The 21,600-nt window shown below is 68.3% G+C and carries 14 protein-coding genes; 2 read left to right on the plus strand and 12 right to left on the minus strand.

Annotated elements, in window-relative coordinates:
• Nucleotides 1-1,033, plus strand: a 1,033-nt coding sequence (locus AMD30_RS22735; protein ID WP_055477204.1) for an HNH endonuclease, incomplete at its 5' end; no start/stop codon positions are given.
• A 376-nt stretch (nt 1,034-1,409) separates the two neighbouring features.
• Here the strand turns inward: AMD30_RS22735 and AMD30_RS22740 are convergent.
• From AMD30_RS22740 to AMD30_RS22795, 12 genes are all read right to left on the minus strand, one after another.
• Nucleotides 1,410-2,153: a sulfite exporter TauE/SafE family protein gene (locus tag AMD30_RS22740; RefSeq protein ID WP_084817354.1), complete on the minus strand. Its 744-nt coding sequence runs from the start codon at nt 2,151-2,153 to the stop codon at nt 1,410-1,412.
• Nucleotides 2,140-3,714 carry a bifunctional phosphoribosylaminoimidazolecarboxamide formyltransferase/IMP cyclohydrolase gene (gene purH, locus AMD30_RS22745; protein WP_055477206.1) on the minus strand — a complete coding sequence of 525 codons (1,575 nt, stop codon included), beginning with the start codon at nt 3,712-3,714 and terminating at the stop codon, nt 2,140-2,142. Before purH ends, AMD30_RS22740 begins: the two co-directional genes overlap by 14 nt.
• The gene (gene purN, locus AMD30_RS22750; RefSeq protein ID WP_055477207.1) at nt 3,711-4,334 is read right to left on the minus strand and encodes a phosphoribosylglycinamide formyltransferase; all 624 of its coding nucleotides are present in this window, start codon (nt 4,332-4,334) and stop codon (nt 3,711-3,713) included. Before purN ends, purH begins: the two co-directional genes overlap by 4 nt.
• A gap of 90 nt (nt 4,335-4,424) precedes the next feature.
• Nucleotides 4,425-6,086, minus strand: coding sequence for a cell division protein PerM (locus tag AMD30_RS22755; protein WP_055477214.1), 1,662 nt, complete (start codon nt 6,084-6,086; stop codon nt 4,425-4,427).
• Nucleotides 6,087-6,231: 145 nt separating this feature from the next.
• On the minus strand, nt 6,232-7,458 hold the full coding sequence (locus AMD30_RS22760) for a DUF5336 domain-containing protein (protein ID WP_055477208.1): 1,227 nt from the start codon (nt 7,456-7,458) through the stop codon (nt 6,232-6,234).
• A gap of 176 nt (nt 7,459-7,634) precedes the next feature.
• A complete protein-coding gene (locus AMD30_RS22765) occupies nt 7,635-9,611 on the minus strand; it encodes an acetoacetate--CoA ligase (RefSeq protein WP_055477209.1) in 1,977 nt (658 codons plus the stop codon).
• Entirely contained in the window at nt 9,611-11,254 is a 1,644-nt protein-coding gene (locus AMD30_RS22770; protein ID WP_055477210.1) for an AMP-binding protein, read from the minus strand. Before AMD30_RS22770 ends, AMD30_RS22765 begins: the two co-directional genes overlap by 1 nt.
• Before the next feature lie 56 nt (nt 11,255-11,310).
• Complete coding sequence (locus AMD30_RS22775) at nt 11,311-12,261, minus strand: HpcH/HpaI aldolase/citrate lyase family protein (RefSeq protein ID WP_084817356.1); 951 nt, start codon at nt 12,259-12,261, stop codon at nt 11,311-11,313.
• Nucleotides 12,262-12,266: 5 nt separating this feature from the next.
• Nucleotides 12,267-12,791: a MaoC family dehydratase gene (locus tag AMD30_RS22780; RefSeq protein ID WP_051129827.1), complete on the minus strand. Its 525-nt coding sequence runs from the start codon at nt 12,789-12,791 to the stop codon at nt 12,267-12,269.
• Nucleotides 12,788-13,933, minus strand: coding sequence for an acyl-CoA dehydrogenase family protein (locus AMD30_RS22785; RefSeq protein ID WP_055477211.1), 1,146 nt, complete (start codon nt 13,931-13,933; stop codon nt 12,788-12,790). Before AMD30_RS22785 ends, AMD30_RS22780 begins: the two co-directional genes overlap by 4 nt.
• A gap of 76 nt (nt 13,934-14,009) precedes the next feature.
• Nucleotides 14,010-16,046: an acetyl/propionyl/methylcrotonyl-CoA carboxylase subunit alpha gene (locus AMD30_RS22790; RefSeq protein ID WP_055477216.1), complete on the minus strand. Its 2,037-nt coding sequence runs from the start codon at nt 16,044-16,046 to the stop codon at nt 14,010-14,012.
• 92 nt (nt 16,047-16,138) lie between these two features.
• A complete protein-coding gene (locus AMD30_RS22795) occupies nt 16,139-17,716 on the minus strand; it encodes a carboxyl transferase domain-containing protein (protein ID WP_055477212.1) in 1,578 nt (525 codons plus the stop codon).
• A gap of 236 nt (nt 17,717-17,952) precedes the next feature.
• Here AMD30_RS22795 and AMD30_RS22800 point away from each other — a divergent pair, with 236 nt between their 5' ends.
• Entirely contained in the window at nt 17,953-21,528 is a 3,576-nt protein-coding gene (locus AMD30_RS22800) for an indolepyruvate ferredoxin oxidoreductase family protein (RefSeq protein ID WP_055477213.1), read from the plus strand.
• Nucleotides 21,529-21,600: the final 72 nt, after the last annotated feature.

A 21,600-nucleotide genomic window follows, 5' to 3' on the forward strand; every position in this document is an offset into this window, starting at 1 on the left:
CGAGATGGGACACGCACCCGCAGTGGCCTCACGGATCACGCGCAGTGTCGACGGCCTACCCACGCTGCCCGCGCTAGGACGTCACGCCGCCGACGGACGCCTGTCATCCGAAGTCGTCGACGCCATCGTCCGCGGAATGAACCACATCGACAAACGCTGCCCCAACGGACTTTCCAACACCGACAAGAGTTCACACGAGATCGAACTCATCGGCCAAGCACTCTCCGGTGCGACACCGGCGCAAGTGCTCGAACACGCCCGTACGATCGCCAACACCCTTGCCGACGCCACCGACACTGGGATCCCCGCCGCCGACGACGCATCGCTTAACACAGTCCACGTCCACACTGCCGATGACGGCCGAGTCGACATCCGCGCGGACCTCACCCAGGTCGTCGGCGAGAAGTTCCTCTCGATGATCGACGAACGGTCCTGCCCGCGGCCCGAACCCGACGGCACCGACGACCGACGCACCGCCGAGCAACGCCGCGCAGACGCGTTCGAACTCATCCTCGACCAGGCTGCATTGGGTGCGAGCATCGACAGCATCGGCAGTCCCCGTACCCAATTGATGGTTACCATCCCCGCCACCGGCGACCCAGCGACTCTGCCGTGGACCGGAACCGTCAGCCAGGCCACCGCGAAACAGGTGTCCTGTGACGGAACCCTGACCGAAATGGTCCTCGACGGTGAAGGTGTTCCACTACAGATGGGACACACCCGCCGACTGTTCCCAACACACCTGCGCAAAGCCGTGATCATCCGCGACCAATGCTGCATCAAATGCGGAGCGCCGCCGTCACATACACAGGTGCACCACATCGAACACTGGGCCGGCGGTGGTCCCACCGACCTCGACAACGGCTGCCTGCTCTGCCAACGCTGCCACACCCAAGTCCACCACCACGGCTGGGACATCGTCCTCGGCTTTGATCGCCACCCCTGGCTCATCCCACCCGCCACCATCGACCCACAGCGGCGGCCACTACCCGCCTACAACCGGCGCACCATGCGACTCGACGACGCCGCCTGACACCCGCCGACCACACTTCCGCGTCGCACCTTCCGCACCCGAGCCCCCCTCGGGACCGCATCCGTCCTTTGACAATTCCACAGTGAACAGCAGCCGGCTCCGTTCCCGGTCGAATCGAGAGGCCGGGAACGGAGCGGCGCTGCGTGCAGTCGTCGCCAACGATCGGGCGCCCTGGGCCGGGACGATCCGCGCCTGAGTGGGTTGCGAGCGAAGTGGGCATCGAGGGATCCGTCATGTCCTGCGAATGAACTGCATCGCCAGCCCTACATGGAAGCGCCGCTTTGTATGACTTTCGCTGTTTGCAGCCGGCGCAGATCGAGTCAGGTAGCGCTTGTGTCGTGCCGCCTCACCGGAAAGCCGGCATTGCGCGCAGCCGTCAGCTGAACGCCAGCCACAGTGCGAGCGCGAGCCCGCAGATCCCGACGACGATCCGAAGGGGGCCGGGCGGCAGGCGTTTCACGACGGGTGGGCCACACCACCCACCGGCCAGACATCCGACGGCCATGGCGAGTGCGGCCCACCACTCGACGGGGCCCCAGATCATGAAGCCGATGGCGGCGACCGTGTTGGCGATGCCGAGGAACAACGACTTGGACAGCGCCGCTCGCCACAACGGCTCACTGGTCACCACGAGCATCAGGGCCAGGATCATGATCCCGGCCCCTGCGCCGAAGTAGCCGCCGTAGACCGAGATGAGCGTCAGTCCCAGGATGAACACCCAGGGACGTTCGACGTGCGACGTCGCCCAGCGGCGCAGAACCGGTTGGACGAGTAACGCGATGGCGGCGATCGCCACGAGGAAGGGCACGACGGCCTCGAAGGCCTCGGCCGGCGTCGAGAGCAGCAACACCGCACCGACCGTGCCGCCGATCAGCGAGGCGATCGCGCCGACGATCAGGCGTCTACGGTCACCCTCGAGGAGGGAGCGCCCCGACTGTGCGGTGCTGCCCACCCCGACGGCGACCAGCGCGACCGTGTTCGTGACGTTGGCCGCGATCGGGCTGAGCCCGACCGCGAGCAGCGCGGGATAGCTGACGATCGAGGCCAGACCGGTGATGTAGCCGATCAGGCCGGCGCCGAACCCGGCGACGACCAGTAGAGCGAGCTCAGTGAGCGAAATGACGTGCCCCGGTGAGGTAGAGCGTCACGCCCGCCTCGTCGGCCGCCTCGATCACCTCGTTGTCGCGGATCGATCCACCTGGTTGTGCAACGGCTTTCACTCCGGCCGACAGCAGCACCTGCAGTCCGTCCGGGAAGGGGAAGAACGCATCCGACGCCCCGACGCTCCCCGCCGCACGGTCACCGGCACGCTGCACCGCAAGATGCGCGGAGTCGACGCGGTTGACCTGCCCCATGCCGACGCCGACCGACGCACCGTCGGAGGCAAGCAGAATGGCATTGGACTTGACCGAACGGCATGCCCGCCAGGCGAATTCGAGGTCGGCGAGGGTCTGGTTGTCGGCCGGCGGGCCGGCCACGAGGTTCCAGTTGGCCGGGTTGTCTCCATCGGCGTCGAGGACGTCGCGCTGCTGCATCAGCAATCCGCCCGACACCGGCTTGGTCTCGATCCCGGTCGCCGCCGGCGGAGTGGCCACCAGCACGCGGATGTTCTTCTTGCGGGTCAGGACCGAGAGCGCGCCGTCGGCGAAACCGGGCGCGACGATGACCTCGGTGAAGATCTCGGCGACCTGCTCGGCCATCTCCACGGTGATCTCGCGATTGGCGGCGATGACACCGCCGTAGGCGCTGATCGGATCGCAGGCGTGCGCCTTACGATGCGCCTCCGCGATGTCGGTGCCGATGGCGATCCCACACGGATTGGCGTGCTTGATGATCGCGACGGCCGGAGCGTCGAAGTCGTACGCGGCCCGCCAGGCGGCATCGGCGTCGGTGTAGTTGTTGTAGCTCATCTCCTTGCCATGGAGCTGTTCGGCGGTCGCCACCCCGCCGGCCCCGGCGTTCCCGACATAGAGAGCTGCCGCCTGATGCGGGTTCTCGCCGTAACGCAGCACCGCGGATCGGGTCCAGGTCGCGCCGGCCCAGGCCGGGAACTGCGAATCATCCTCGGGTGCAACCACGCTCGACATCCACGACGCGACCGCGACATCGTAATCGGCGGTGTGCCGGAACGCCTTGGCGGCGAGCTTCTTCCGGTCGGCGAGCGAGAAACCCTCCGCGGCGACGGCTTCGGTCACCCGCGAATAGTCGTCCGGGTCGACCACGACGGCGACCGACGGATGGTTCTTGGCAGCCCCGCGCACCATCGACGGACCGCCGATGTCGATCTGCTCGATGCACTCGTCCGGCGTCGCGCCGGAGGCCACCGTCGCGGTGAACGGATACAGGTTGACGACGACGAGATCGAATGCGGCGACACCCAACTCGTCGAGCTGTGCGACGTGGTCGGACTTACGGGTGTCGGCGAGGATGCCCGCGTGCACCTTCGGGTGCAGGGTCTTGACGCGCCCGTCGAGGCACTCGGGGAAACCGGTCAGCGCCGACACCTCGACGACCGGCACCCCCGCGCCGGCGATGGTCTTCGCAGTCGATCCGGTGGACACGATCTCCACCCCGGCCGCGTGCAGCGCCGTGGCGAGATCGGTGAGACCGCTCTTGTCGTAGACACTCACCAGCGCGCGCCGAATCGGTCGACGAGAGCTGTCAGGGCTGTGTGCGTTCACGGGATGCGGGCCTTTCGTCCATCGATGACTACTCCTCTGGTGACCAGTGCGGTCACCACGTCGGCGAGCAACACGCGCTCGACCGTCTTGATGCGCTCGTGCAGGGTGTCGGCGGTGTCGTCGTCGACGACGGTGACCACCTGTTGCGCGAGGATCGGGCCGGTGTCCACTCCCTCGTCGACCAGGTGCACCGTCGCGCCGGTGACCTTGACGCCGTAGTCGAGTGCCTCGGCGACCCCGTGGGCGCCCGGGAAAGCGGGCAGCAGCGCCGGGTGGCTGTTGACGACGCGTCCGCCGAACCGGCCGAGGAAGGCCGGGCCGAGGATCTTCATGAATCCGGCGGTCACCACCCACTCCGGTTCGAACGCGGCGACCTCGCCGGTCAGCGCCCGGTCCCACGTCGCGCGGTCGTCGTGGTCGGCGACACGACAGGTGATGAGCGGGATGTCGTTGCGCTGCGCGACCTCCTGCGCGCGGCACGCGCGGTCGACCACGATCGCGGCGACCCGAAACGGGGAATCCCCGGCTCCGGCGCGCGCGATCAGCGACTCCAGCAGCGAACCGGTGCCCGACGCCATCACCACCAGCGGGGTGCGGCCGGGTGCCGTCGGGGAGGTCACGTCGTCGAGACTAATCGCCGTACGTTGGGCCACCCGCGCCGGGTGGCGCCGCAGACATCGTCGAGGGGCGCTCGGCCAGGGCGGTTCGGCTCAGCGTTGGCGGGACGTGCCGTGCGAACCCGGATACAGGTCGTAATCCGCGTCATCGGCGAGATCCGTCTCATCGAGATCGTCGTCGTACACGCGGTTCACCGCCGGTTCGCGCCGGGAGAGGGAGTCTGCACCGGAGGGCTGCCGGCCATCCGCGGAACCGAACCCGGCGTCGTCGGTGTCCGCGGACGCGTTGTCGCGCGATTCGACGCCGTCGTCGTAGACGTAGTCCTCGCGTTCGTCGGCGCCGTACTCGCCGTCCTCGAACTCAGCGCCGTCTTCGAACTCGGCGTCGTCGTACTCGGCGTCGCCGTCCTCGAACTCTGAGTACTCGGTGTACTCCTCGTCCTCGTCCAGGTCGGTGACGATGACGTATTCGTCCTCGTAACCGAGGTCCAGCGGGTCGTCGAAGTACTCGTCGCCGACGGCGAGGCGTGCAGCGCGCGTCGACGGCAGGAACGCATACACGAGCACGATCAGCAGGCCGACGACCGCGATCCAGCCCAGAGTGAACACCCCGGCCGCCGACACCGTGACGGCGACGTCGCCGAACTCCCCCAGCGTCCCGCCGGCCGCGACGGTCAGGAGGGCCACCGCCGAGGCCGCCACCGCCGCGGCGACACCCACCGAACGCACATGGGCCATCGGATCGAGGTCGCGGCATCGCCAGCCGACGAAGGCCGCGACGCCGGCCGGCACCAGCAGGCCGACCAATCCCCACGCCCCGGCACCCGGCCCGTCGGGCAGAACCGCGAGCACCGGGACCGGCGGGACGTCGCCGCCACGGACGGTGAACAGGTCGACGGTCATCGCGCCGAGCCGGACGTCGGAACCCACGAGTACGGCCATTGCCGCGACCATCACATTCGGGAGGTACAGCACCGAGAGCAGGCTGAGTCCCAGGAACCCGTCGAAGTCGTAACCGGTCTCGATCAGCTCACCGATCTGCCCGTGCCGCATCAGCATGCGCAGGCACACGAGCACGGCGCCGGCGACCAGCAGCATCAGCGCCGCCACCAGTCCGTACCGGAATCCGCGACGATCGGCGTAGGTCACGCGTCCACGGACCGCGAAGTCGCGTCGCCGGCTCCACACGACGCCAGCCAGGGCCGCGCCGCCGTGTATGCCCAGTGTGTACAGGAACGCGAGCAGCGCACTCGGCGTCTGGACCGGCAGGACCGATCCACCGTCCATCACGACCGCCAGCGACATCGCGGTGATGAGTACCGGGCCGATCACCGCCGAGAAGACGACGGCACCCAGGTCGAACAGGTCGTGCCGATCGCGTTCGGCCGAGTTCGTGCCGCCCGCGACCGCCCGGGCCGTCAGCCAGGCCGTCCCGGCGGCGACGGTCAGCGTCGGCAGCAACGGCAGCACCCCGACAGTGACCCCGCTGATCGTGACCGGCACCTGGTGGATGGCCAACCAGCCCGAGGCGATCGCGCTCGGAAGTCCGGTCAGCCCACTGCCGGCGAGAAGCAGCACCGAGAGCATGACGACGATCAGCGTCACCAGCGCCAACGCGGGAACGGTGAACGCCACCACTGCGAGTTGCCGGGCCGAACCCTCGGCCGCCGTGCGTTGCGCACGACGGGATCGCCGCAGGTTACGAAGCTGCGACGCCAGATTGTCCGTACTCGGGTCCGGCTTGAGGGAGGGCATCGTCATGAGCCTGACACGGTCCCGGCCGAGGCCGTCGTAGACGCGCCGAGGGGGCTGCGAAAGGGAGGCAGCTCACCGGGTGGCTGCACACGAACAGTGCCCCGCCGACCGACGGTCGACGGGGCACCGAGTGGAACTGTGTCTGTCAGTTACCGCTGCCGGTGGGCGGCTCCGGCTTCTGGAACACGGTGGTGGAGTGGTCTCCGGCCGGGGTGTCGGTCCCCGTGGGAGTCGCGGATGCGCCGGGTGCGGAGGGCGATGCGCCCGAGGAGCCGGCGGAGTACTGGCCGGGACGATAGTCGCCGTAGCCCGATTCGCCGTGTCCGGACGCCGAACCGGCAGCCGACGCCGACGATTCGCTCGCCCCGCCGGAGTAACCGCTCTGCCCGGTCGCCGACGCGCCCGACGACTGCGAGTAGGCCGACGGATCGTAATTCGATGAGGCCTGTTGGCCGTACTGTGCCTGCGCACCCCCGGTGCCATAGGCGGTGGTCTGCGCGTCGCCGTATCCGCTCGTCTGCTGATGCGCGCCGGTGTCGGACTGCGACGCCGCGGACGAGCCGGGGGTCACGGCTGCGGTCGCAGCACCTGCCGCGGGCGCCACCTTGATGACGGCGGCGTCGACCAGCAACCACACGACGGCGAGCACCGCGGACAGAAGGGTGAAGATCAGCAGCACGATCGCCCCGGCACCGTTGTCGTCGATATTGAGGAACTGGAACAGCGTGATCAGGAACGAGGTGATCGCCAGCGACGCCACGATGGGAGCCGCCGGGACCTTGATGCCCGGGATAAGCGAGATCAGCGCCAGGATTCCGGCGACGCTGATCAGCGTGTAGGGAGCGTTGTACTGCGTCTGGAACAGCTTGAGCGCGAAGTCGTAGGACTCGGCCGCGGACAGGAACCCGCTGAAGAGCACGATGAGGCCGAAGGCGCCGATCGCGGCGGCGAGGAGCACCGGGGTGATGGCCGGGAGCCCCTGGCTCGGCTGCTTGGCCGGCTGCGGGGAGTGGCCGTACTGGCCGTAGCCCTGCTGGCCCTGCTGGCCGTACTGACCCTGCTGGCCGTATCCGGGTTGGGCGTAACCCTGCTGGCCGTAACCCTGAGCAGCGCCCTGCCCGTAGCCCGGTTGCGCCTGGCCGTAGGACTGTCCGGCCTGCCCGTACTGCTGGCCGTACCCCTGCTGGCCCCCATACTCCTGGCCACCGTATTGCTGCCCTTGACCGTACGGGTCGGAACCGGGGGCGGGGCTCGCCTGAGGACCCGTGTTGTGGGCGCCGGACTGGGGGTATCCGGACTGATTGCCGTACTGGCCGTAGGACTGTCCGGACTCGGGCTGCTGCTGCCCGTAGCCGCCGGGTGGGTAGGTCATGACGATCTCCTGGTCGGGTCGGGTCGGTCGGTCAGGATCAGCGGGTCGCGTCGAGGTGACGGCGTCCGGCCGTCGCCCCCCACGAGCGCAGAACTGATGACCACGCTAGTACACATGCATGCCGGGCCTCATGCCCCTTGCACAACGCGACCGCCACGCCGGCGGCGTGGACTCGCTCACCAGCGATGCAGGCGCCCCTGCTCGGCGTACCAGTTGATCAGCGCATAGTCGTCGACGGCCTTGGGGTCGATGTTGACCTCGGATCGGCCTGCCAGAATCGCGGTGACCGGAACCTCGAGTTTCTTGCCGGTCCGGGTGTGCGGGATGCCCGGGGCCTCGACGACCTCATCGGGTACATGGCGTTTGGAGAGACGGTCGCGGACCGCGGCCGCGATCCGGTCGATCAGCGCGTCGTCGAGCGTCGCGCCGGGGACCAGGGTGACGAACAGCGGCATCCAGTAGGCACCGTCCGGCCCGTCGACGCCGAGCACGAAGGCCTCCGCGACCTCGTCGAGCGCCTCGACGACCTCGTAGATGTCGGCCGATCCCATGCGAATCCCGTGGCGGTTCAACGTCGCGTCGCTGCGTCCGTGGATCACCAGCGACCCGCGCTCGGTCACGGTCACCCAGTCGCCGTGACGCCAGACCGGCTTGTCGGGATTCGACGCACCGCCCTCCCACTCGTGGGCGAAGTACGCGGCGCGGTACCGCGCACCGTCGGGGTCGTCCCAGAAACCCACGGGCATCGACGGCATCGGCGCGGTGACGACGAGCTCGCCCACCTCCCCCACCAGCGGGCGCGCGTCCGGCGACCAGCTCTCCAGCGCCACACCGAGGTAGCGGACCGACAGTTCGCCCGGCACGACCGGCACCCCCGACGACCCGCCGGCGAACGCGGACACGATGTCGGTGCCGCCGCTGATCGACGAGATGGGCAGGCCGGCTCGGACGTGGTCATCGACCCAGGTGAAAAGATCTGCGGCGAGGGAGGATCCGGTGCTGCCGAGGGTCCGCAGCCGGCGCAGGTCGTGCCGGCGACCCGGCTCGAGGCCCGCCTTCCGCGAGGCCTGCAACTGCCCGGGACTTGTACCGAAGTAGGTGACCCGTTCGTCGTCGACGATCTGCCAGAGCCGGTCGGGGTCGGGATACAGGGGCGAACCGCTGTAGCAGACGATGCGCGAACCGCAGAGGAGTCCGGCGACCTGATAGTTCCACATCATCCAGCTCAGCGCGGTCTGCCAGAAGAACACGTCGTCCGCGCCCAGGTCGCCGTGCAGGGCACCGGCTTTCAGATGCTCCAGGAGGACTCCCCCGTGCCCGTGCACGATCCCTTTGGGCCGTCCGGTCGTCCCGGAACTGAAGAGCACCCACAGCGGATGGTCGAAGGCGACCGGCACCGGCCGGAAGTCGACGGGGTCACCGCCCACGGCCTCGGCGTAGTCGACGGTGGACGACGAGGCGCCGGTGTCGCCGATCGTGATGTGCGCGAGGAGGTTCGGCAGCAGCGTCGCCAGTTCGGCACTGTCGGCGCGCTTGTCGACGACCTTGCCGTTGTAGCGATAGCCGGCCGCGGTGAACAGCACCTTCGGCGCGAGCTGGCCGAGGCGACCCGCCGCACCCAGGGGCGCATAATCCTGACCGCATCCGGACCAGACCGCCCCCAGGGATGCCGTGGCGAGGAAGGCGATGACGGCTTCGGGGATGTCGGGCAGGTAGGCGGCGACCACGTCACCGGGACCCACCCCGTGCGCACGGAGGGTCGAGGCCAGGCCTGCGACCTGCGACGGCAGATCAGCCCACGCGATCTCCGATCGTTCACCCGCCTCGTCGATGCCGACGATCGCGGCGCCGGGCAGGTGTGCGTGTCGCAGGATCTGGTCGACGTAGTTCAGGCGAACCCCGGGAAACCAGCCGGCGCCGGGCATCCGGTCGTCGGCGAGTACCGCCTCGTCGGAGTCTCCGAGAGGTTCGGCGGCGAGGGCGTCGACGTCGAAGAACTCCCAGACCGCGCGCCAGAACTCTGCCGGCCGCCGCACCGACCACGACCACAGATCGTCGTAATCGCCTGTGTCGAACCCGAATCGCTCGTGGACGAACTGCGCGAAGCGGTTCATCCGAGTGTCCGCGGTCCGCGCCGCGTCATCGGTGGTCATCACCGCAGCTGCTCGAGGATCGAGACCGCCTCGTCCCGCATCGCCACCTTGCGGACCTTTCCGGTGACGGTCATCGGGAACTCCTCGACGACGTGGACATAGCGTGGGATCTTGTGCCGCGCGATCTTGCCGGTGGCGAACTCGCGCAGGTCGTCCGCCGTGAACCCGGAGGCGCTGTCGCGCAACCGCACCCACGCCATCAGTTCCTCACCGTACTTCTCGTCGGGCACCCCGATGACCTGGGCGTCGAGGATGTCGGGATGGGTGTAGAGGAATTCCTCGATCTCGCGGGGATAGATGTTCTCACCACCGCGGATCACCATGTCCTTGATGCGTCCGGTGATCCGGACATAACCGTTGTCGTCCATGTCGGCGAGGTCGCCCGTGTGCATCCAGCCGTCGGCGTCGATGGCCTCGGCGGTCTTCTCCGGTTCGTTCCAGTAACCGGTCATCACCGAGTAACCGCGCGTGCACAGTTCACCGGTCTCGCCACGTCCGGAGGTCTCTCCGGTACCGGGGTCGACGATCTTGATCTCCAGGTGCGGCCCGACCCGGCCGACGGTGGTGACACGCAGCTCGAGCGGATCGTCGACCCGCGTCTGCGTCGACACCGGCGACGTCTCGGTCATGCCGTAACAGATCGACACCTCGCGCATGTGCATGCGGTCGACGACCTGTCGCATGACGTACTCCGGACACGGCGATCCCGCCATGATGCCGGTACGCAGGCTCGACAGGTCGACGTCGAGCCCGTCGTCGAGCAGGTCGAGCTCGGCGATGAACATGGTCGGCACGCCGTACAGACTCGTGCAGCGGTACTCCGCAACCGCTTCGAGGGTGGCTCGCGGGTCGAATGCCGGCGCCGGGATGACCATCGCCGCGCCGTGACTCGTCGCCGCGAGGTTGCCCATCACCATGCCGAAGCAGTGGTAGAAGGGCACGGGCAGGCAGATCCGGTCGTCGGCGGTGTAGTTCAGCAGTTCGCCGACGAGGTACCCGTTGTTCCCGATGTTGCGGTGTGACAGCGTCGCCCCTTTCGGGAATCCTGTGGTGCCCGAGGTGTATTGGATGTTGATCGGGTCGTCGGGCGACAGTGACGCGGCCACCTCGGAGACGCGTTCGAGCTCCTCGGCACTCGCTTCGACGCACAACGCGTCCCACTCGTCGGAACCGAACAGCACCACCTCACGCAGTTCGGGGCACCGGGGACGCGCCTGCGCCAACATCGATGCGTACGCGGAGTCCTTGAAACTGTCGGCGGCCAGCACCACACTCGTCCCGGACTGCTGCAGCGCGTACTCGATCTCGTTCTGGCGATAGGCGGGGTTGAGATTGACCAGCACGGCGCCGATCTCGGCGGCGGCGTACTGCGTCAGAACCCACTCGAACCGGTTCGGCGACCACAGCCCGACCCGGTCACCGACCGACACACCGAGTCGCAGGAGTCCCGCCGCGACCGCGCGCACGTCACGGTGGAACTCCGAATATCGCCATTCCCGTCGCGCCGCGGCGTCGATCAAGGCCGTCCGGTCACCGTAGGTCTCGACCGTGCGGGCCAGAGTGGCGCCGATGGTCTCGGTGAGCAGGGCCGGTGTCTCCTCGCCGCGCGTGTGTGCGGTCGTCGGGTGAGCCTCGGTGCTCATGTTCTGCTCCGGTCTGTCTTCGGGCGTCGACGCCCGGCTGGATTGGGGTGCGTGGGTCAGTTCTCGCCGGCGGGATCGGGACGCGTACCGCTGACGCGGGAGAGGACGACCTCGGCCTGGCGCAGGACGGGCCCGTCGATCATCTGGCCGTCGAGGCTGAACACCCCGCCGGCGTGTTCGGCGGCACCGTCGAGGATCTTGCGCGCCCAAGCGACCGCCTCATCGGACGGTCGGTATCCGTCCCGGATGTGGTCGACCTGGGACGGATGGATACACGCGGTGGCGGTGTAACCCAATGCCACCGCGTCGCGGACCTCGGCCACGAGTCCGTCGACGTCGTCGATGTCGAGGTGCACGGAGTCGACGGCGAATTTTCCGTGCGCCGCGGCCGCGATGCGGACCATCGAGCGCACCCAGCTCGCGACGTCCCGGTACTCACCGGGGCGGGATTCGCCGGGACCGAACCGGCTCGACGTGCCCCCGAGACCGGCGACGAGATCCTCTGCCCCCCACATCAGTCCGATGCAATTGGAGGTCGCGGCGATGTCGCGTGCCCGGGTCGCGCCGAGCGGCGTCTCGATCAGGGCGATCGTCTGGAACGCGGTGTCCAGTATCGAGGAGACGTCCTCGGCCTTGGCCTGCATCACCACCCGGTAGTTCGTCTCCGCCACGGCCGCGAGATCCCGTCGATAATCGCCGGTACCGGCCGGGTTGATCCGCACGATGGTGCGATCCGGATCCACGGGATGGGCGACGAGGGCCTCGCGGGCCACGACGCGGTTCGCCGGCGACACCGCGTCCTCGAGATCGATGATGACCACGTCGGCACGGTCGAGGGCCTTCTGGTATCGCTCGGGACGGTCGGCCGGGCAGAACAACAGGGCCGGCCCGGGCGGCAACCACGCGTTGGCGAGTTGCGGTCCCACCGGTCCGTGACCTGCCCAATTCTGACCTGCCCGGTTCTGACCTGCATTGACCGGGCCGCCGGGTGGGTCCTCGAAGAACATCGTCGTCACTCCGTCCGTTGCTTGCGCACCAGCGTTGCTCGTGCGGCGCGGGCGACGACCTCGCCGTGCTGGTTGCGTCCGATGTGGGTCAAGTTCACCACGCCTTCGCCCGGGCGCGACCGCGATTCGCGTTTACCCGTGCACTCGGTCTCCGCGTAGAGCGTGTCGCCCGCGAACAGCGGCGCCGGAAATGCGACCTCGCTGAATCCGAGGTTCGCGACGAGGGTGCCCTGGGTCAGTTGCGAGACCGACAGTCCCACGATCGTCGACAGGGTGAACATCGAATTGATCAGGCGCTGCCCGCCGAAACCCGGCTGTTCCGCCGACCAGGCGGCATCGAGATGCAGCGCTTGCGTGTTCATCGTCAACGTGGTGAAGAGCACGTTGTCGGCCTCGGTGACGGTGCGTCCGGGACGGTGTTCGTAGATCGTGCCCTCGTCGAATTCCTCGAACCACAGCCCCCGCTGGACGATTCGGCGCCCCTCGGCCCCACCGTTCTCCACCGGGGCGGATACCTGTCTGCCGCTCATGCGAAACCCAGCTCACGGGCGATCAGCATGAGTTGCACCTCGGTGGTGCCCTCGCCGATCTCGAGGATCTTGGAATCGCGGTAGTGGCGGGCGACGGGGTATTCGTTCATGAAGCCGTATCCGCCGTGGATCTGGGTCGCCGTCCGCGCGTTGTCCATCGCCGCCTCACTGGCGATCATCTTGGCGATCGACGCCTCCTTCTTGAACGGCCTGCCCGCCAGCATCTTCGCCGCCGCGTCGTAGTAGGCGGTGCGGGCGACATGGGCGCGGGCCTCCATCCGGGCGATCGCGAACGACACCGACTGGTACTCGCCGATCGCCTTGCCGAAGGACTGACGTTCCTTGGCGTACTTCACGCTCTCGTCGACGCAGCCCTGCGCGACGCCGGTCGCGAGGGCCGCGATCGCGATGCGCCCCTCGTCGAGGATCGACAGGAAGTTGGCGTACCCGCGTCCGCGGACACCGAGCAGGTTCTCCTTGGGAACCCGTACGTCGGTGAAGGTCAACGGGTGTGTGTCCGAGGCGTTCCACCCGACCTTGTTGTACGCCGGCTCGGCGGTGAAACCCGGCGTGCCGGAGGGCACGATGATGGTCGAGATCTCCTTCTTGCCGTTCTCCTTCACCCCGGTCACCGCGGTCACGGTGACCAGCGAGGTGATGTCGGTGCCGGAGTTGGTGATGAACTGCTTGCCGCCGTTGATGATCCACGAGTCGCCGTCGTCGCGGGCGGTGGTCGCGGTGGCGCCCGCGTCGGATCCGGCACCGGGTTCGGTGAGGCCGAAGCCCGCGAGAGCGGTGCCCGCGGTGAGTTCGGGCAGATACCGCTGCTTCTGCTCCTCGCTGCCGAAGCGGTAGATCGGCATGGCGCCCAGGCTCACACCGGCTTCCAGCGTGATGGCGACGGACTGGTCGACCTTGCCGAGCTCCTCCAGTGCCAGCGACAGGGCGAAGTAGTCGCCGCCCATGCCACCGTATTCCTCGTCGAACGGGAGGCCGAAGAGCCCCATCTTGCCCATCTGGGCCACGACGTCGTACGGAAAACTGTGCTCGGCATCGTGTTTCGCGGCCACCGGCGCCACCACGGTCTGCGCGAAGTCGCGGACCGTCGCGATGAGGTCGGTGTACTCCTGGGTGAGTTCCATGTGAATCCTTCTACTTCAAAGACGTTCGAGGTTGGTTCCGAGCCCTTCGTGGCTCGTCGCTTTCGCTCCTCGCACCTCAGGGATCAAGGGGACCGGCGGGCGTGACGACGGCGAGGATCTGTCCCGCATCGACCTTGTCGCCGGCCTTCACCGAGATGTCCACGGAGCCGTCCACCGGCGCGGTGAGTGCGTGCTCCATCTTCATCGCCTCGACGACGACGATCGACTGGCCGGCGGACACGTCGTCGCCGGTCTCGGCGGCGACGGCGACCACGGTGCCCGGCATCGGGCTGGTGATCTCACCGGCGTGCTCGGCGGCCGCCTCGTCGAGGAGGGGCCGGGCGAGTTCGAGCACCCAGGTACCCGATGGTCCTGCCACCCACCAGCTCTCGCCGACGCGGACACTCGACCACGACTGTGACACCCCGTCGACGACCAGACGGTCGGACTCCCTGACGTCGCCGGGTTGCGCCGGCAGGTAGACCACGTGACCGGTCCACGACGCCTGCGCTTCGTCGTCGAAGGTGACGGTCGCGGTTCCCGAGATGGATCGGGCGTCGGCGGCATCGACCTGGATCGAGACCGTCGAGTGGCGCCCACCGGCGACGAGGCGGGTGATCACCGGGGCGGGACGACCGACCCGCCAACCGACCGCGGAGGACCAGACGTCACCGGCATCGCGCGTCCCGATCCGGGCCAGGCCGACGAGCACCTGGGCCTCGGGGATGGGCTCCGGCGCAGCATAATCGGTGACGAGACGATCGAGCAGCTCGGTGTCGAGATCGGCGTCCACGACGGCCTGCTGACGCAGGACGAAGCGGCAGAAGTCGATGTTGGTGACGACGCCCAGGACCCGAGTCTGGGCCAGCGCCTGATCGAGGCGTTCCAGCGCCTCCTCCCGGTCGGTTCCATGGGCGATGACCTTCGCGAGCATGGGGTCGTAATCGCTGCCGACGCGCAGACCGTCGAGCATGGCCGAGTCGACACGGATGCCGCTGCCCGGCGTGATGTCGGGATGGACGAGATGTTCGATCGTGCCGCCGGTGGGCAGGAAGCCACGAGCGGGGTCCTCGGCGTACACGCGAGCCTCGATCGCGTGGCCGCGCATGGTGATCGCCTCCTGCCGCAGACCCAGCACCTCGCCGCGGGCGACGCGGATCTGCTGCTCCACGAGGTCGACTCCGGTGACGGACTCGGTCACCGGGTGCTCGACCTGCAGTCGCGTGTTCATCTCCATGAAGAAGAACTCGTCCGGCCGGTGCGCCGACACGATGAACTCGACCGTCCCCGCGCCGGTGTAGCCGACACTACGGGCGGCATCGCAGGCTGCCTCGCCGATGCGTGCCCGGGTCTCGGCGTCGAGCAGCGCCGAGGGCGCCTCCTCGATCACCTTCTGGTGCCGTCGCTGCAGTGAGCACTCGCGTTCGCCCAGATGGATGACGTTCCCGTACTCGTCGGCGAGCACCTGCACCTCGATGTGACGCGGGGTGTCGACGAAGTGCTCGAGGAACAGTGCGTCGTCGCCGAACGCGGCGGCGGCCTCGCGCCGGGCTCGTTGCAGGGCCGCCGGCAATTCGGACGGTTCGGCGACGCGGTGCATGCCCTTGCCGCCGCCACCCGCGCTGGGCTTGATCAGAATCGGGAAACCGATGTCCGGCGCCGCGGCGATGAGATCGCCGTCGGTCAGGCCGGGACGCGACAGACCCGGCACCACCGGCACGTCGCGTGCGGAAACGGCGGCCCGGGCGGTGATCTTGTCACCCATCGTCCCGATCGCCTCGGCGGGCGGCCCGATGAAGACGATGCCCGCCTCCGCGAGCGCCGCCGCGAACTTCTGGTTCTCCGAGAGGAATCCGTACCCCGGGTGGACGGCGTCGGCACCGGTCTTGCGCGCCGCGTCGACCACGACCACGATGTCGAGATAGCTCTGGGTCGCAGCGGCCGGACCGATGTGGACGGCGACGTCGGCCTCGCGGACGTGCCGGGCCTGCGCATCGGCATCGGAGTAGACGGCGATGCTGCGTATTCCCATGTGCCGCAACGTGGCGATCACCCGGCAGGCGATCTCACCACGGTTGGCCACCAGGACACTTCGGATGGGTCTGGTACTCACGGTCGGGGTCCTCGGGGTCGGCGGGACGGGGCGGCGGTGCAGAACACGTTCGGGCTGAGCGGTTCCGGGGGGAGCTGATTCGGCATCGGCGATCACATCCGGAAGACGCCGTAGCGCGGTTCGGCGAGTGGTGCGTAACGGGCTGTCTCGAGGGCGAGGCCGAGGAGGGTCCGGGTCTGCGCGGGGTCGACGATGCCGTCGTCCCACAACCGCGCCGTCGAGTAATAGGCGTCGGACTGTCGCTCGAACTGCTCGCGGATCGGAGCCTTGAACGCTTCTTCGTCGTCGGCCGTCCAGTCGTCACCCGACCGCTCGATCTGGTTGCGCCGCACGGTTCCGAGGGTGTCGGCGGCCTGCGGTCCGCCCATGACCGAGATGCGGGCGTTGGGCCACATCCACAGGAACCTCGGCGAGTACGCGCGCCCGCACATCGAGTAGTTTCCGGCGCCGAACGAGCCGCCGACCATGACGGTGAACTTGGGGACGCGCGCGCAGGCCACCGCGTTGACCATCTTGGCCCCGTTCTTGGCGATGCCGCCCTGCTCGTAGGCCTTGCCGACCATGAAACCGGTGATGTTCTGCAGGAACAGCAACGGGACTCGGCGCTGGTCACACAGTTCGATGAAATGCGCCCCCTTCAGCGCGGATTCGCTGAACAGCACGCCGTTGTTGGCGATGATCCCCACCGGGTGACCGTGCAGATGGGCGAAAGCGGTCACGAGACTGGTGCCGTAGTTCGCCTTGAACTCGGTGTATTCACCTCCATCGCACAGGATCTCGATGACCGAACGCACGTCGTAGGGGGTTCGTGGGTCAGTGGGCACCACGTCGTAGATGTCGGTCTGCGGCCGCAGCGGCTCACGCACCGGGACGGTCTCCCACTGCGGGGCCTCGCGGGGGCCGAGGGTCGCGACGATCTCGCGGACCTTGGCGAGCGCCTGCTGGTCGTTGTCGACGAGATGGTCGGTGACACCCGACACCGACGAGTGCATCGCGCCGCCGCCCAGGTCCTCCGCCGAGACGTCCTCACCGGTCGCCGCCTTCACCAGGGGCGGACCCGCGAGGAAGATGGTGCCCTGATTACGCACGATCACCGTCTCGTCGCTCATCGCCGGGACGTAGGCACCGCCGGCGGTCGAAGATCCGAGGACCGCGGCGATCTGTGGGATTCCCGCCGCGCTCATGGTCGCCTGGTTGTAGAAGATGCGGCCGAAATGATCGCGATCGGGGAACACCTCGTCCTGCTGGAGCAGCATCGCACCGCCCGAATCGACGAGGTAGATGCACGGCAGCCGATTGGCCGCTGCGATCTCCTGCGCGCGCAGGTGCTTCTTGACCGTGACCGGGTAGTACGTGCCACCGGACACCGTCGCGTCGTTGGCGACGATCATGCACTCACGACCCGCGACGCGACCGACGCCCGCGATGACCCCCGCGGCGGGCACCTTGTCGCTGTACATGCCGAAGGCCGCGAGCGGGGCGACCTCGATGAACGGCGATCCGACGTCGAGCAGACCGTCGACCCGATCCCGGGGCAGCAACTTGCCGCGAGCCACGTGGCGTTCGCGCGCCTTGGCGCCACCGCCGGCGGAGACGTCTCGGAGGCGTTCGCCGAGCAGGTCGAGATTGCGCAGGTGTGCGGCCCGGAAGCCGTCGAGCGTGCTGGTCACCGTCGACCCTTCAGTTAGTTGGCATTAACTGAAAGTGATGGTACGCGATGCAGTGGCCCGTGTCACGTGCGGATCTGTCCACGACACCCCTGCAGCCCGGGCAGCCGTGACGTGACGGGCGTCACGTCTTCTCGTAGTGTTGTGGCAGGCCCACCACCCCCGGGCCGCCACAACCGATGCGCCGACAAACCGGGAACCCCGGTCCGGCCACCGCACGTAGAAGGCCAGGTGACCCCATGACCCTCGCAGACGATCGCGCTCGCTTCGAGCACGTCCCCACCCCCGACCAGCGGCCCACGGAGGCAGCAGTCGCCGGGTTCTCGCTCGACGACCGCTACACGCGCGACGCCGGCGACATCTACCTCACCGGAATCCAGGCCCTGGTGCGCATGGTCCGCGACCGCGCCCGCGTCGACCGCCGCTCCGGCCTCCGGACCGCGTCGTTCATCTCCGGCTACGAGGGCTCCCCTCTCGCCGGTTACGACCTCGAGCTGGCTCGGCGCCGCGAGTATCTCGCCCCGTACGACATCATCCATCGGCCCGGCCTCAACGAAGAGCTCGCCGCGACTTCGGTGATGGGCTCCCAGCTCGCGGCCCAGGTCACCGCCGGCAGCGTGCTGTCACCGTCCGCCGACGGGCTGCCCCGCGACGGCGTCGTCGGGTACTGGTACGGCAAAGCCCCCGGCCTCGACCGCGCGACGGACGCACTGCGTCACGCCAACCTCATCGGAACCCATTCCGCCGGGGGCGCGGTCGCGCTCGTCGGCGACGACCCGGGCGCGAAGTCCTCCACGGTCCCGTGTGCGTCGGAGATGGCTCTGGCCGACCTGTACATCCCGATCCTCTATCCCGCCGACTCCCAGGACATCCTGGACCTCGGCGTCCATGCGGCGATCATGAGCCGCACCAGCGGACTGTGGACCTCGCTCAAGATCTCCGCGCATGTCGCCGACGGTGCGTCGACCGCGCACGTCGACCCCGACCGCATCGTGCCCGTCTTCGGCGAGCTCGGGACGAGCCCGCATGTGCCCAGCGGACGGCTACTCGGCGCCAACCTCATGGAACTCGAACAGAATCAGCTCACCACCCGGCTTCCGCGTGCCCAGGAGTACACCCGGCTCAACGGTCTCAACCGGATCGTGGTCTCGAGCCCCGATGACCGTATCGGCATCGTCGCCGCCGGGAAGACCTACCTCGACCTCCGGGAGGCACTGCGCCTCTTGCACATCGACGACGACGATCTGCGCCGGCTCGGCATTCGCATCCTCAAGCTCGGCATGGTCTACCCGATCGAACGAGAGATACTGAACCGGTTCATGTTCGACACGGCGACCGGCGATCTCGACGAGGTCATCGTGATCGAGGAGAAGCGGGACTTCATCGAGACGATGATGCGCGACATCCTGTTCCGTCACCCCCGCGCCCCGCGCATCGTCGGCAAGGTCCACGAGGACGGCTCGACCTTGTTCTCCCGCTTCGGCGAACTCGACGTCGACGCGGTGACACGCGGACTCGCCGACCGACTCGCCCGCCACGGGGTCGACGCCGCGCAGATCTGGCTCGACCGCAAGGCCGCACGCCGCACCCGGATCGAACTCCCGCTGGCCGTGCGCACTCCGTACTTCTGCTCCGGCTGTCCGCACAACAGTTCCACGAAGGTCGCGGAGAACACCCTGGTCGGCGCCGGCATCGGCTGTCACGCGATGGTGCTGCTGATGGACCCGCGACAGGTCGGCGACATCGCCGGGGTGACCCAGATGGGCGGCGAGGGCGCGCAGTGGATCGGCATGGCGCCGTTCGTCTCCGCGGACCACTTCGTCCAGAACGTCGGCGACGGGACCTTCATGCACTCCGGGTCCCTGGCGTTACGGGCGGCCGTGGCGTCGGGTGAGAACATCACCTACAAGCTCCTCTACAACGGCACCGTGGCCATGACCGGCGGGCAGGACCCGGTGGGCGCGATGACCCTCCCCCGGTTGACGTCGTTGCTGCTCGACGAGGGTGTCGCCCGGATCGTGGTCACCTCCGACGACCCCAAACACGTTCGCACACTTGGCCTCCCCGAGCAGATCCAGATCCGTCACCGCGATGACCTGCTCGAGGTGCAGACCGAACTCGCGGCCGTGCCAGGGGTCACGGTCCTCGTCCACGACCAGCACTGCGCCGCCGAGAAGCGCCGGAAGCGCAAGCGCGGCACCGTGCCCACCCCCACCCGTCGTGTCATGATCAACGAACGCATCTGCGAGGGGTGCGGAGACTGTGGTGAGAAGTCGAACTGCCTCTCGGTGCACCCGGTGCAGACCGAGTTCGGACGCAAGACCACGATCGATCAGAGTTCCTGCAACCTCGACTTCTCGTGCCTGCAGGGCGACTGCCCGTCGTTCGTGACCGTCACCCCCGGCGCCGATCGCATCCGAACGCGCGCAGCCGATCTGGCGGAATCAGTGCTGCCGACGCCGGCGGTCCCCACCCTTCGCGACACCTTCTCGCTGCGCATCACGGGCGTCGGCGGCACCGGGGTGGTGACCGTCTCCCAGGTCCTCGCCACCGCGGCCGTCCTCGACGGGCACTCGGCCCGGACCGTCGACATGACCGGACTCGCCCAGAAGGGCGGCGCGGTGGTCAGCGACATCAAGGTGACCCCGCGTCCGCTGGAGCAGGCCGCCAAGGTGGCGTCCGAGGACTGCGACCTGTACCTCGTGTGCGATCCGCTGGTCGGGACCGACCCGGTCAACCTCAAGGTCGCCGCTCCCGAGAAGACGGTCGCGGTCGTGTCGACCACCCAGGTGCCGACCGGACTGATGGTCATCGACACCTCCGTCGGCTTCCCGTCCGACTCCGCGGTCCATTCCGCGATCGACGATCGGGTGACGCGCACGGTGTACCTCGACTCCGGGGCGTTGTCCACGGCGTTGTTCGGCGACGAACAGTACGCCAACATGGTCATGGCGGGCGCCGCGTATCAAGCCGGGGCACTTGCGATCACGGCGTCGTCGATCGAGCGCGCGATCGCGCTCAACGGTGTGGCGGTCGACGCCAACGTGCAGGCCTTCCGTCGCGGCCGGCAGATCGTGTCCGATCCCGACTCGGTGACCGCCACCATCGACGGCCTGCACGGCCGTGGCGTCGCCGAGATCGAACCGAGCGGCCACGCACTCGAGGTGGTCGCCGGACTGGGGAGCATCGACGACGAGCTCCGCCGCACCATCGCGATCCGGTACGACGAGCTCACCGCCCACTCCGACGAGCGGTACGCGCGCACCTACCTCGATGCGGTGGGCCGCGTGCATCGCACCGCGCCAAACGCCGCGCTCACCGGGGCGGTCGCGCGGAACCTGTACAAGCTGATGGCCTACAAGGACGAATACGAGGTCGCCCGGCTCACGCAGGACCCGTCGTTCGCCGCACGCATCGCCGACGAGTTCGGCGCCGACGCCGAGGTCGCCGTCCGGCTGCATCCGCCGACCCTGCGCAGCATGGGAATGCGCCAGAAGTTGGCGTTGGGGTCATGGGCCGACACCCCACTGAAAGCACTCGCCACGATGAAGCGGCTCCGCGGGACCCGACTGGACCCGTTCGGCCGCAGCGAGATCCGACGAACCGAACGAGAGTTGATCGTCGAATACCGCGAACTCGTCGACGCCGTGGTGGATGCGTTCGCCAGCAGGCGGATCGGCGAAGCCCAGGTGCCCGCGGCGATCGAACTCGTGGAACTCCCGGACATGGTCCGCGGGTACGAGAGCATCAAGATGAGGAATGTCGAGCGCTATCGCGCGGAGCTCGGTCGACAGCGGGCCGCCCTCGGAGTCTGAGGACGGACGGCCCCGGTCGGATAACCACCCTCCGGAGAGAACCCGATCGGGCATATCGGGCTGTTGCGTAAA

The organism is Gordonia sp. HS-NH1 (assembly GCF_001418765.1).
GTDB lineage: Bacteria > Actinomycetota > Actinomycetes > Mycobacteriales > Mycobacteriaceae > Gordonia.

Coding starts and splice junctions, on each gene's coding strand:
- AMD30_RS22755 (WP_055477214.1), bottom strand. CDS start 6,086: ATGCCCTCCCTCAAGCCGGACCCGAGTACGGACAATCTGGCGTCGCAG.
- AMD30_RS22770 (WP_055477210.1), bottom strand. CDS start 11,254: ATGAGCACCGAGGCTCACCCGACGACCGCACACACGCGCGGCGAGGAG.
- AMD30_RS22800 (WP_055477213.1), top strand. CDS start 17,953: ATGACCCTCGCAGACGATCGCGCTCGCTTCGAGCACGTCCCCACCCCC.
- AMD30_RS22785 (WP_055477211.1), bottom strand. CDS start 13,933: ATGGAACTCACCCAGGAGTACACCGACCTCATCGCGACGGTCCGCGAC.
- AMD30_RS22760 (WP_055477208.1), bottom strand. CDS start 7,458: ATGACCTACCCACCCGGCGGCTACGGGCAGCAGCAGCCCGAGTCCGGA.
- AMD30_RS22765 (WP_055477209.1), bottom strand. CDS start 9,611: ATGACCACCGATGACGCGGCGCGGACCGCGGACACTCGGATGAACCGC.
- AMD30_RS22775 (WP_084817356.1), bottom strand. CDS start 12,261: ATGTTCTTCGAGGACCCACCCGGCGGCCCGGTCAATGCAGGTCAGAAC.
- AMD30_RS22780 (WP_051129827.1), bottom strand. CDS start 12,791: ATGAGCGGCAGACAGGTATCCGCCCCGGTGGAGAACGGTGGGGCCGAG.